11 protein-coding genes are annotated in these 11,444 nt (G+C 69.6%); 8 read left to right on the plus strand and 3 right to left on the minus strand.

What is annotated here, in order from left to right; all coding sequences use genetic code 11:
- Positions 1–120: 120 nt before the first annotated feature.
- Positions 121–1,818 carry an AMP-binding protein gene (locus ACFFNX_RS29325; RefSeq protein ID WP_378208987.1) on the minus strand — a complete coding sequence of 566 codons (1,698 nt, stop codon included), beginning with the start codon at positions 1,816–1,818 and terminating at the stop codon, positions 121–123.
- Positions 1,819–2,028: 210 nt separating this feature from the next.
- Here ACFFNX_RS29325 and ACFFNX_RS29330 point away from each other — a divergent pair, with 210 nt between their 5' ends.
- The 4 genes from ACFFNX_RS29330 (at position 2,029) to ACFFNX_RS29345 (ending at position 5,792) form a co-directional block, all read left to right on the plus strand.
- Positions 2,029–3,006: a DUF4192 domain-containing protein gene (locus ACFFNX_RS29330; RefSeq protein ID WP_378208989.1), complete on the plus strand. Its 978-nt coding sequence runs from the start codon at positions 2,029–2,031 to the stop codon at positions 3,004–3,006.
- Between the two features lie 449 nt (positions 3,007–3,455).
- Positions 3,456–4,226 (plus strand): transposase family protein, encoded by a 771-nt coding sequence (locus ACFFNX_RS29335; protein ID WP_378208990.1) that lies wholly within the window; start codon positions 3,456–3,458, stop codon positions 4,224–4,226.
- A 23-nt stretch (positions 4,227–4,249) separates the two neighbouring features.
- Positions 4,250–4,633, plus strand: a complete 384-nt coding sequence (locus tag ACFFNX_RS29340) for a nuclear transport factor 2-like protein (RefSeq protein ID WP_378208992.1) — start codon at positions 4,250–4,252, stop codon at positions 4,631–4,633.
- Positions 4,634–4,748: 115 nt separating this feature from the next.
- A complete protein-coding gene (locus tag ACFFNX_RS29345) occupies positions 4,749–5,792 on the plus strand; it encodes a S66 family peptidase (protein ID WP_378208994.1) in 1,044 nt (347 codons plus the stop codon).
- Between the two features lie 138 nt (positions 5,793–5,930).
- Here the strand turns inward: ACFFNX_RS29345 and ACFFNX_RS29350 are convergent, their stop codons facing one another.
- A complete protein-coding gene (locus ACFFNX_RS29350; protein ID WP_378208996.1) occupies positions 5,931–7,142 on the minus strand; it encodes a pyridoxal phosphate-dependent aminotransferase in 1,212 nt (403 codons plus the stop codon).
- 107 nt (positions 7,143–7,249) lie between these two features.
- Positions 7,250–8,008: an AraC family transcriptional regulator gene (locus tag ACFFNX_RS29355; RefSeq protein WP_378208998.1), complete on the minus strand. Its 759-nt coding sequence runs from the start codon at positions 8,006–8,008 to the stop codon at positions 7,250–7,252.
- Between the two features lie 95 nt (positions 8,009–8,103).
- On the opposite strand from ACFFNX_RS29355, the gene ACFFNX_RS29360 reads away from it, so the two are divergent.
- The 4 genes from ACFFNX_RS29360 to ACFFNX_RS29375 all read left to right on the plus strand — a co-directional run.
- Entirely contained in the window at positions 8,104–8,919 is an 816-nt protein-coding gene (locus ACFFNX_RS29360; RefSeq protein ID WP_378209000.1) for a sulfite exporter TauE/SafE family protein, read from the plus strand.
- Between the two features lie 120 nt (positions 8,920–9,039).
- Positions 9,040–9,690, plus strand: coding sequence for a TetR/AcrR family transcriptional regulator (locus ACFFNX_RS29365; protein WP_378209002.1), 651 nt, complete (start codon positions 9,040–9,042; stop codon positions 9,688–9,690).
- 2 nt (positions 9,691–9,692) lie between these two features.
- Positions 9,693–10,700 (plus strand): AurF N-oxygenase family protein, encoded by a 1,008-nt coding sequence (locus ACFFNX_RS29370; protein WP_378209004.1) that lies wholly within the window; start codon positions 9,693–9,695, stop codon positions 10,698–10,700.
- Positions 10,697–11,444, plus strand: a 748-nt coding sequence (locus ACFFNX_RS29375) for an SDR family NAD(P)-dependent oxidoreductase (protein WP_378209006.1), incomplete at its 3' end; no start/stop codon positions are given. The genes ACFFNX_RS29370 and ACFFNX_RS29375, both read left to right, overlap by 4 nt.

Raw genomic sequence — 11,444 nt, forward strand, 5'->3', positions numbered from 1 at the left:
CGGCGCCCTGACGGCCGCGGGTGTCGCGGCCGTCCTGCTGACCGGCCTGAACCTGGCCGCCTGACCGGGCGGGGCCCCGCCGCCTGCGGTCGATCGAGGTCGCCGGCCGCCCCGGTTCGGCTAGGACATCGCGTTCTCCTCGCGGAGGACGCGGCGCAGGACCTTGCCGAGCATGTTGCGCGGCAGGGTGGGGCGCAGTTCGACGAACGCCGGCACCTTGTAGCCGGCGAGGTGCTGGGCGGCGTACGCCCGGATCTCCTCCGGGCTCGGCGCCGGCTCGCGCGGGATGATGTACGCGGTGACCATCTCGCCGTGCGCGGAGTCCGGGACGCCGACGACCGCGGCCTCGGCGACGCCGGGATGCGTGGTCAGGACGTTCTCGATCTCGGACGGATAGACGTTGAAGCCGTCGACGATGACGACGTCGCGCTTGCGGTCGATGAGGGTGAAGTAGCCGTCCGGGCTCATCACCGCGACGTCGCCCGTACGGAACCAGCCGTCGCGTGAGAGGGTCTCGGCGGTCTCGGCGGGCTGGTTCCAGTAGCCGGCGAAGATCTGCGGCCCGCGTACGATCAGCTCGCCCGGGTAGCCGACGGGCAGCACGCGCTGCGGGTCGCGCTCGTCCACGATGCGCGCCTCGGTGCCGGGGAGCGGCGCGCCGACGGAGATGTGGCGCGCGTTCCCGTCGAGGGGATTGGCCATGACGACCGGGGACGTCTCGGTCATTCCGTACCCTTGCACGACCCGGCCACCCGTCCCGGTCCGGAACGCGTCGACGGTCGTACGGGCGAGCGCCATGGCCCCCGACACGCAGGTGCGGATGTCACCGACACCGGCCTTCTTCGACTCGGGCGCGGCGGCGAGCTGCTGGTAGATCGGCGGAACGCCCGGGAAGAGCGTTGGCTTGTGCTTGCGTACGGCGTCCAGCACCAGGTCCAGGTCGAACCTGGGGATCAGCACGACCATGCCGCCGATGAGCATCGTGCAGGTCAGGCAGAACGTCAGGCCGAAGACGTGGAACAGGGGCACGACGGCGAGGTTCACGTCGTGGCCGGGGCGGATCGCCGGATCCCACGAGACGGTCTGGTGGGCGTTGGCGACGAGGTTGCGATGGGTGAGCATCGCGCCCTTGGGGCGGCCGGTGGTGCCGCCGGTGTACTGCAGGACCGCCAGGTCGCGGAAGGGATCGACCGGTGTCTGCTGGGGATTGTCCGGCCCCTCGTTCAACAGGTCGTCGAAGCGCAGGACCTCGGCGTTCGCCGGAATCTCGGTGCTCAGCTCGGCGAGAAGCCTCCGCGCCTTGGCGACGGGCAGCTTCAGCAGCTCACGCTTGACGAACGGCAGGTAGTCGGTGAGCGAGGTGACGACGACCTGCTGGACGTTGGTGCCGGGCATGGCCTCGACCAGCGTCTCGTACGCCTTGTCGAAGACGACCACGACCCGCGCTCCGGAGTCGGCGAGCTGGTGGCGCAGTTCGGAGGCCGTGTACAGCGGGTTCGTGGGGACGACGATGGCGCCGATGCGCAGGATCGCGTAGAACGCGATGACCTCCTGGGGGCAGTTCGGGAGGATCACCGCGACGCGTTCGCCCTTGCGGATCCCGATCCGGCGCAGCGCTCCGGCGAGCCGGTTCACCGCGTCCAGCAGCTTGGCGTACGTCATGCCCCGCCCGAAGAACATCAGTGCCTTGCGGCCCGGGAACCGCTCGGCCGACGCGTCGAGCAGGTGCGTCAGCGGGACGTCCGGGATCTGGACGTTCGCCGGCACGCCGTCGGCGTAGAACCGAAGCCACGGCCGTTCATCGTAGGGAGTGCTCATTCGGCGACCATCACTCCCGAGAACAAGCGAAACATTCCCGTTACCTTGGCACTAAGCACACGCTCATGCACAGTCATTGACCGACCACGCATCTCAGTCATTCCGCGCGCAGGGTGCGCCACTGTGGCTCTGGCCTGGGGTTTCTTCCGGTTATCCACAGGGTTCAGCTCGGGCTGTCCGTCCGCTTCCCGCCACGGCACCCTCGTTCCCATGAACCCGAACACGCTCCGCCTCCGCTCCCCCGCCGACGTCGTCTGCGCGATCCCCTACCTCGTCGGCTTCCATCCGGCCGACAGCGTGGTGGTGCTGGCGTGCGACGGCGCGTACGCCGTACGGCTCGACCTGACCGCGGCCGATGAGTTACTCGGGCACGTCGCCGGCCTCATCGCCCGCCGGGGGCCGGACGGAGTGATCCTGGCGGGCTACGGGCCGGCCGGCCGGGTGACGCCGATGGTGGAGCGCGTACGCGATCACCTGCACGACCAGGGCGTCCGCGTCCGCGAGGCGTTGCGGGTGGAGGGCGGCAGATTCTGGTCCTACCTGTGCACGGACACCGCGTGCTGCCCGCCGGAGGGCACGTTCGTGGACGTGGCGGCGAGCCCGGTCGCCACGACCGCCATCGCGGGCGGCCTGGTCGCCCTGCCGGGCCGGGGTGAGCTGGAGCGCATGCTGGCCCCGGCGGGCGGCCCCGGCATGCGCGCGGCCACGACCCGCGCCGAGCGGCGGCTGAAGGAGTGGGCGACGCGCGACCCCGAACGCGTCCCGGCCCACATGGCCCGCGAGGGCGTGCCACTGGTCCGCAAGATCATCGACCGCGCGTGCGCGTCCGGCACGCTGCCGGGAGCCGAGGAGACGGCCTGGCTGGGCGTGCTGTTGTCCAGCCTGCGCGTCCGCGACGAGGCCTGGGTCCGGATGACGGACCCGCACCTGCAGACCCACCTGAGGCTGTGGCGCCACGTCCTGACGAGGGTCGCCGACCCTTACGCGGCCGCCCCGGCAAGCCTGCTGTCCTTCGCCGCCTGGCGCGCGGGCGAGGGAGCCCTGGCCAACATCGCCCTCGACCGCGCCCTGTCAACCGACCCGAGGTACTCGATGGCCCTGCTACTGCGCGAGCTGTTCCTCAGCGGCCTCCCCCCGTCGTCCGTCCCACTGAACCTCACCCCGGAAGACCTCGACGAACCCGCCTGACACCCCCAAGGCACCGACGCGATGAGGAGGCCGAACATAGCGCGAACCGAAGAGATGCCCTGGCCCAGACCTGCGTGCCACAAGGTCGGTGACAGCGACACGACGAAATGAACTCATCCTGGGCGAGGCCCTTCTGGCTCGGCACGGACCACGACGTCCACCCCGGTCAGAAGGCCCTCCCCCGGCCATCAGCCATCAGCGGGTGCCGATACCAACCCGGTCCGCCGGTCCATCACGTTCGCTGCGACCGCGCAGTCATTCCGGCGATCTTCTGGCGGGGCGTTCAGGCCAGCGGGCGGCGAGGCGGCACAGTGAGTCTTTTTCATCGAGTGGTGGGCCCGGCGCGCGTCGCAGCTTGATCGCGGGTTTGCTGTAGGCGTCCGGGCGTGGTGAAGCCCCTGGTAGGTGGATTACTCGCCAAAGATCACCACCCACTCCAGGGGCTTCTGTTGCTGTTCTACCGTGCTGTGCTGCCGTTGTCGCGTCCGACCCTGAACTACGCTGCCGGCTTGGTCCGCCGGCACCGCAAGCAACTCCGGTCGCGTGGCCGGCTGCTCAACCCCGCCCAGCAGGCCCTGCTGGTCTTGGTCTACCTACGTAAAGGCGACACCTTTGCCGAGCTCGGCTCCGGATTCGGGGTCTCAATCTCCACGGCCCGGCGCTACGTCAACGAGACCGTCGAGTTGCTGGCCGCCCGCTCGCCCAAACTGGAGGCGGCGCTGCGATCAGCCGAGCGGGCCGGACACGCGTACGTGGTCTTGGACGGCACGCTGATCCCGATCGACAGAGTCGCCGCGGACCGGCCGTTCTACTCGGGCAAGCACAAGAGACACGGGATGAACCTGCAAGTCATCGCCACCCCGACCGGTGAGATCGTGTGGGTGTCAGGGGCGCTGCCCGGCAGCGTCCATGACACCAGAGCGGCACGGATCTGGGGCATCTTGCGCGCTCTGGAACGCGCTGGCCTGATCACGTTGGCCGACAAGGGCTATCACGGTGCCGCCGACCACGTCTGGACGCCGTATCGGGGGAAAAACAAGCCGGTTTCGCAGAGGGAAGCCAACCGCTCCCACGCCAAGCTGCGTGGCCCCGGCGAACGCGCCAACGCGACTTTGAAGACCTGGCGGATCTTGCGGAAACTCCGCTGCTGCCCACACCGCGCTGGGTTCTTGGCCAAAGCCATCCACGTCCTACAAGCACGCGAAGCCCACACACGATGAAAAGGGCTCACTATCTGAGACGAGTGCGGCCGGACCCGCGACTTCACGCAGCCCATCCAGCAGGTCACGCACCTGGAATCCGCTTCGAAGTCTCCATCCACGGCGAGCGCCCTCCAGTAGGACAACAGGCCCCCACCTGGACCCTGCCGGGCGACAACACCGTCTCCGGCACCGACGCGGTCGTACGGCACGCGCAGAAGATCGCCGGCTACGGGCTCGACTTCGAACTGCTGCACGTCCTGGTCAGCCGCGAGAACGTGGCGCTGTCCCTGCACAACACCGCCCGCCGCGACGACGCCGTGCTGGACGAGTACCTGTCCACGGTCTGCCGCCTGCGCGACGGCAAGATCACCGACATCGAGACCTATTTGTCCGACGTTCCCGGCATGAACGCCTTCTTCGTCTGAGCCCCACGTACCCATGTCAGGCATGTTCGGTACGTCCCTGGCGTGTTTCCTGAAGACTCGGCCCGGAGCCGGAAAAGGCTTTGATCGAACCTCGACCGGCGCCGACACTGGCCCCATGACCGTACCGATCTATCCGCCCAAGCCGCGGCCCGGCGACAGGGTGGCGATCGTGTCGCCGTCGGCGGGTCTGCCGGAGATCTATCCGATGCCGTACGAACTGGGGCTGCGGCGACTGCGGGAGGACTTTCGGCTCGTGCCGGTCGAGTACCCGGCCACCCGGCGGATGGGCGCCTCGCCGGTGGAGCGTGCGGCCGACCTGCACGCCGCCTTCGGCGCCCCGGACATCAAGGCCGTCATCGCCAGCGTCGGCGGCGACGACCAGATCACCGTGCTGCCGCACCTCGACGCCGACCTGATCAAGGCGAACCCGAAGCCGTTCTTCGGCTACAGCGACAACACGAACCTGCTGACCTACATCGCCGACCTCGGCATCGTCGCGTACCACGGCGGGTCCGTCATGTGCGAGTTCGGGCGGCCGGGCGCGATGCACTCGCTGACGACGGTCTCGCTCCAGGCGGCGCTGTTCACCTCCGGCGAGTACGAACTGCGCGAGAGCACGGTGTACGGCGACGTCCAGCGCGACTGGGCGGACCCGGCGACGTTCGCGTCACCGCCGGCGACGCAGGCCTGCGACGGCTGGCGCTGGCACAACGCCGACCAGGTCGTCGAGGGGCTGACCTGGGGCGGCAACCTGGAGACCCTGTCCTGGCTGATGATGGCCGACCGCGGGATCAGGCGGCCCGAGGCGTACGACGGCATGGTCCTGCTGATCGAGACGAGCGAGGCGCTCCCGTCGGCCACCGAGGTGTACCGGATCCTGCGCAGCATGGGCGAGCGTGGCATCCTCGGCCGGTTCGCCGGCGTCCTCGTCGGACGCGCCAAGGCATGGTCCTTCGAACGCCCGAACACCCCCGACGAGAAGGCCGTGTACGCCAAGGAGCAGCGCGAGGCGATCCTGCGCGCGACGACCGCGTACAACCCCGGGGCGCTCATCGTCTTCGACGTCGACTTCGGTCACACCGACCCGCAGGTCGTCATCCCGGTCGGCGGCCGGGTACGCGCGGACGGCCACGCCCGCAGGATCACCGTGCGCTACTGAACGGACCATCTCTCGGACGATCCGGCGCCGCCCATCCCCTGGCACCCGTCGGGGCAGGACTACGTCATCTGCCGGGCGCTTCGCATGGGGCGCCAACGCACTCGGGACGTTCGAGATGGATTTCCCTTCGGAACGCCGTCACGCGCGGCGGTCGGCGAGGAACTCGCCCAGTCGGCCGATCGCCTCCTCGAGATCGTCGGCGTGTTGCAGCGTCACGATGCGCAGATGGTCGGGCGTGGGCCAGTTGAAGCCGGTCCCCTGGACGACGAGGATCTGCTGGCTCTCCAGCAGGTCGAGGACGAAGCGCTCGTCGTCCTCGATCGGGTAGACCGCCGGATCGAGGCGGGGGAAGACGTACAGGGCGCCGCCCGGCGTCACGCAGCTCACGCCCGGGATCTCGTTGAGGAGGCGGCAGGCGCGGTCGCGCTGTTCGCGGAGGCGTCCGCCGGGCAGGACCAGGTCGTTGATGCTCTGGTAGCCGCCGAGGGCCGCCTGGATCGCGTGCTGGCCCGGGACGTTCGGGCACAGGCGCATGTTGGCCAGCATGTTGAGGCCCTCGATGTAGGACTCGGCATGCTCCTTGGGGCCCGAGACCACCATCCAGCCGGAGCGGAAGCCGCAGACCCGGTACGCCTTGGACAGGCCGGAGAAGGTCAGCGACGGCAGGTCGGGCGCGAGCGGCGCGATCGAGAAGTGCTCCGCGTCGTCGAACAGGATGCGGTCGTAGATCTCGTCGGCGAGGATCAGCAGCCCTTCGCGGCGCGCGAGTTCGGTGATGCCCTCGAGCAGCTCACGTGAGTAGACGGCGCCGGTCGGGTTGTTCGGGTTGATGATGACGATGGCCTTGGTGGCCGGGGTGATCTTCGCCTCGATGTCGGCGAGGTCGGGCATCCAGCCGTTGTCCTCGTCGCAGAGGTAGTGGACGGGCGTGCCGCCGCTGAGCGACACGGCGGCCGTCCAGAGCGGGTAGTCCGGTGCCGGGATGAGCACCTGGTCACCGTTGTTGAGCAGGGCCTGCATCGCCATCACGATCAGCTCGGACACGCCGTTGCCGAGGTAGACGTCCTCGACGTCGAGCCCGGCGAACCCCTGCTGCTCGTAGTGCTGCACGACGGCGCGCCGGGCGGGCAGGATGCCCTTCGAGTCGCTGTAGCCGTGAGCCATCGGCAGGTTGCGGATGACGTCCTGGAGGATCTCATCCGGAGCCTCGAACCCGAACGGAGCCGGGTTCCCGATGTGCAGCTTGAGGATCTGGTGCCCCTCGGCCTCCATCTGCATGGCGCGCTTGAGCACCGGCCCACGGATGTCGTAGAGGACGTTGGCGAGCTTGTCCGACTGGCTGACCTGCATGGCGATTACCCTAACGGGCCCGCGAGCCGACGAGCATCAGGTTAATGCCGTGCCCCGGGGACGCCGGCGGCCCTGGTCTCCGCCGGCACGCGATCCGGCGACTGTGACTACTGGCGATTTGTCACCAGCGCGGAGGGGGCCATTCCGAAAGTGCGCGAGAAGGCGGCGGTGAACGACGCCGGTGAGGAATAGCCGAGCCGGGTCGCGACCTGGGTGACCGTACGCTCGCGCAGGAGGGGTACCGCGGACACGAGCCGGGCGCGGGTGCGCCAGGCGGCCGGGCTGGTTCCCAGTTCGCGCTGGAAGCGCCGGGTGAAGGCGCGTTCGCTCATCGCGAGCCGGCGTGCCCAGTCCCGGTTGGTCAGCCGGACGTCGGGGCCTGCGAGGTATTCGCGGCAGAGTTCGGCGAGATCCGGCGCCGAGGGCAGATCGACGTGGAGCGGCAGTGACCCCAAAGACGCGATCTCGTGCAGCAGGAGTGCCGCGACCGCGCCCTCCCGGCCGGCGAGATCGTAGTCGGCGTCTAAGTCGACCGCGGCGAGCAGGAGTTCGCGCAGCAGCGGGGTGACGTCGACGACGGTGCACGCCCGCGGCCACCACGGCACGGCGCCCGGCTCGATGTAGAGGCTCCGGGTGCTCACGTCGAGCATGCGGACGCGATGCCTGGTCATGGCCGGGATGAGAACGGCGCGCTCGGTCGGCACCGTCCACGTGCCGTCGGCGGTCTCCACGATCATCACGCCCGTCGCGCCGTACAGGAACTGCGCCCGTCGGTGCTCGTGCCAGTCCAGGAGATGCCCCGGGACGTAGTCCGTGCCGATGGCCAGGACGGCTCGCGCGACGGCGTCGACGGATGCGATCGGCACGTTCCTCACGTACTCAGCCTAGTGTCCGAGTCTCGAAAGAATACGGTCGGGTTTCGATTGCCCGCCCCTCGACGACCCTGCTGGACTGAGGACTCGTGAGCGTCTTCATGCTGGTCGGGATCGGGCTCGTCACGGGCCTGACCACGGTCTTGTTCGGTTTCGGCGGCGGCTTCGTCACCGTCCCGGTGATCGTGTGGGCCGACGCGGGTCTCGGGGCGGACGCGGCCCACGTCGCGGTCGCCACGTCCACGGTGGTGATGGTCGTCAACGCGGGCGTCGCGACCGCGGCGACCGACCGGGGCACCGTGGGGCTGCTGCGCCGCAGCAAGACCCTCCTGTTCCTCCTCGTCGTCGGCGGCGCCGTCGGAGCGCTGGCCGCCCGGTGGGCCGCCGGCCCGGCCGTGCAGTGGGTCTTCGTCGCGTACCTCGCCGCCACGATCGTCGATCTGCTCGCGCGCCCCGGGTTCCTCCGTCCCCGCGCGATCGCACGCTCGAGGCGGCGAGGCGAGGTCGCCGGCATCCCCGCCGCGCTCGGCGTGCCCATCGGCGCGATCGCGGCGTTCGTCGGCGTCGGCGGCAGCGTCATGACGGTCCCGCTGCTCCGCCGCTCCGGGCACGGCATGCGCACGGCGACGTCCCTGGCCAACCCGCTCACGTTCGCCATCACGGCGCCCGCGCTGGGCGTCTTCCTCGTCGCGGGAACGCACCTCGACGCCTCCGCGGCGATCTTCCTGCTCGGCTCGGTGGACCTCGGCGCCGCGGCCGCTCTTCTCATCGGCGCGCTCCCGGTCATCCTCATTTTGCGCCGCCGGCCGCCGCGGATTCCCGACGGCGTCCACGCCTGGAGCCATCTGGCGCTCCTCGTCATCGTCACCGCCGCGACGGTCGCCGCGTCCCTCCGGCACGCCTGAGACCGCGTGCCGGCTCTCAAGGCCGCCGCCCGCAAGCTGCTGGACTCCGTGTCCAATTGTGACCGGGACAACATAAAAGCAGGCTTGATTGCATGTTTTGCCGCGCCTACCGTCGAGGGCGTGTCAGTAAGCAGCCGCCGACGTCATGGCCACCACCGGCACGCCGCCTCCCGTACGCAGGAGGAGCGGCGCGCCGAGACCCAGGGCCGGCTGCTCGACGCCACCATGGAGTGTCTCGCCGAGCTCGGCTGGTCGGGCACGTCGACCACCGAGGTCGCCCGGCGCGCGGGTGTGTCGCGCGGGGCGCAGCAGCACCACTACCCCACCAAGATGCTGCTCGTCGCCGCCGCCCTCGAACACCTCCTCGAACGGCAGCGCCTCGCGTTCGAGCGTGCGTTCGCCGACCTGCCGGACGGCCGCCGCAACGTCGAAGGGGCACTCGACCTGCTCTGGGACACCTTCCGGCAGGCGCCGTCGCTCGCGCTCATGGAACTCGCCATGGCCGCGCGGACCGACGAGACCCTGCGGCCGCTCAGCATCGACATCAACGAGCGCGTGGTGCGGGTGATCCTGGAGACGTTCCACCGGCTGTTCCCCACGTCGCTCGACGCCCAGGCCGCGAACACGGTGATCCGCACCCTGTTCGCCACGCTGATCGGCCTGACGCTGCAGAACTCCCTGGACGACGACGCCCACGGACACCAGGCGGCGGTACTGACACAGCTCAAGAACTTCGCCCGTCTGCTCATCCCGGCCGACACAGGGGAGTGACAATGCCCAATCCGACGAGCACGACGCTGGACGAGGAAGTCCGCGAAAAGGTCCAGGATCGCAAGGCGTACGTCGGCGTCATCCAGCGCCTGTCGAAGGCCTCCGTGGACAAGCACTGGGAGGCGTACGCCGACATCCCGTGGGACGACCCCGACTTCAAGGTCGACCCCGATGACCCCCGCTGGATCCTGCCCTCGATCGACCGGCTCGGCGCCACCGAGTGGTACCGCGGCCAGCCGGAGCACATCCAGGCGCAGATCGGCCTCTGGCGCGTCGCGACGATGATGAAGATCGGCCTGCAGTTCGAGAACCTGCTGAAGCGCGGCCTGCTCGCCTACGCGTACAAGCTGCCGAACAACTCCCCGGAGTTCCGGTACGTCCTGCACGAGACGACCGAGGAATGCCATCACGCGATGATGTTCCAGGAGTTCGTCAACCGTACGGGAATGCCGATCAAAGGCATGCCGCGCAGCCTCGACATCCTCGCGCAGGTCGCGCCGCACATTCCGCGGATCTCCACCGAGCTGTTCTTCGTGTTCGTGCTCGGCGGCGAGGACCCGATCGACTACTTCCAGCGGCAGACGATCAAGGCCGGCCAGGTCAAGCACCCGCTCCAGGACAAGATCCTGCGCATCCACATCGCGGAGGAGGCGCGGCACATCTCCTTCGCCCGCCACTACCTCAAGCACCGGGTGCCCCGCATCAACCCGGTACGCCGGAAGGCGCTCGGCGTGATGTCCCCGCTGATCCTCGGCCTCATGGCGCGCATCATGCTCGCGCCACCCGGCACGATGGTGCGCCACTTCGGCATTCCCAAGGACGTCATCCGCGAGGCGTACGGCAAGAACGACGCCTGGAACGGCGAGATGAAGAACTGCGTCGCCAAGGTCCGCGACCTCGCCGCCGAGATCGGTATGGTCGATGGCTTCAGCCGCCGGCTCTGGCAGGCCGTCGGCCTCTGGGACGAACCCCAGAAGAAGGCCCGCAAGACCGGGAAGGCGACGAAGTGACCCGCATCGCCATCATCACGGGTGGTGCCTCCGGCATCGGCCGGGCCATCGCGACCGCACTCGTCCTGCGGGGCGACAGCGTGGTCGTCGCCGACCTCGACAAGGAACGCGCGGAGAGCGTCGCCGCCCGCCTGTCCGAGCGCGGCGAGGCCGAGGCCGCCGCGCTCGACGTGACCGACGCCGAGCAGGTCGCCGCGCTGTACCGGGACATCGCCGAACGGCACGGACGGCTCGACCTGGTCTTCAACAACGCCGGCATCGCGGTCGGCGGCCGTACCGACGAGCTCACCCTCGACCACTGGAACAAGACCCTCGACGTGAACCTGCGCGGCGTCATCCACGGGGTGCACGCGGCGTACCCGATCCTGCTGGAACAGGGGCACGGGCACATCGTCAACACCGCCTCGCTCGCGGGCCTGGTGCCGGCGCCGCTGATGCTGCCGTACACCACGACCAAGCACGCGGTGGTCGGCCTGAGCCTCGCCCTGCGCGCCGAGGCGGCCGCCGCGGGCGTACGGGTGAGCGTGGTCTGCCCCGGCTTCGTGGACACCCCCCTGCTCGACAACGCCAACCCGGACCTGCCGGCGACCGCGGCGGGAACCCACGCGCGCCAGGCGGCGCTGAAGGTGCAGCGGCGCCTCTACACCCCCGAGGCGCTGGCCCGCGACGTGCTGCGCGGCGTGGAGAAGAACCAGGCGCTCATCGTCGCCCCGGCGTCGGCCCGCGCGGCCTGGCGCGGCGTGC

It is taken from the genome of Actinoallomurus acaciae (genome assembly GCF_042429965.1).
Lineage (GTDB): Bacteria > Actinomycetota > Actinomycetes > Streptosporangiales > Streptosporangiaceae > Actinoallomurus > Actinoallomurus acaciae.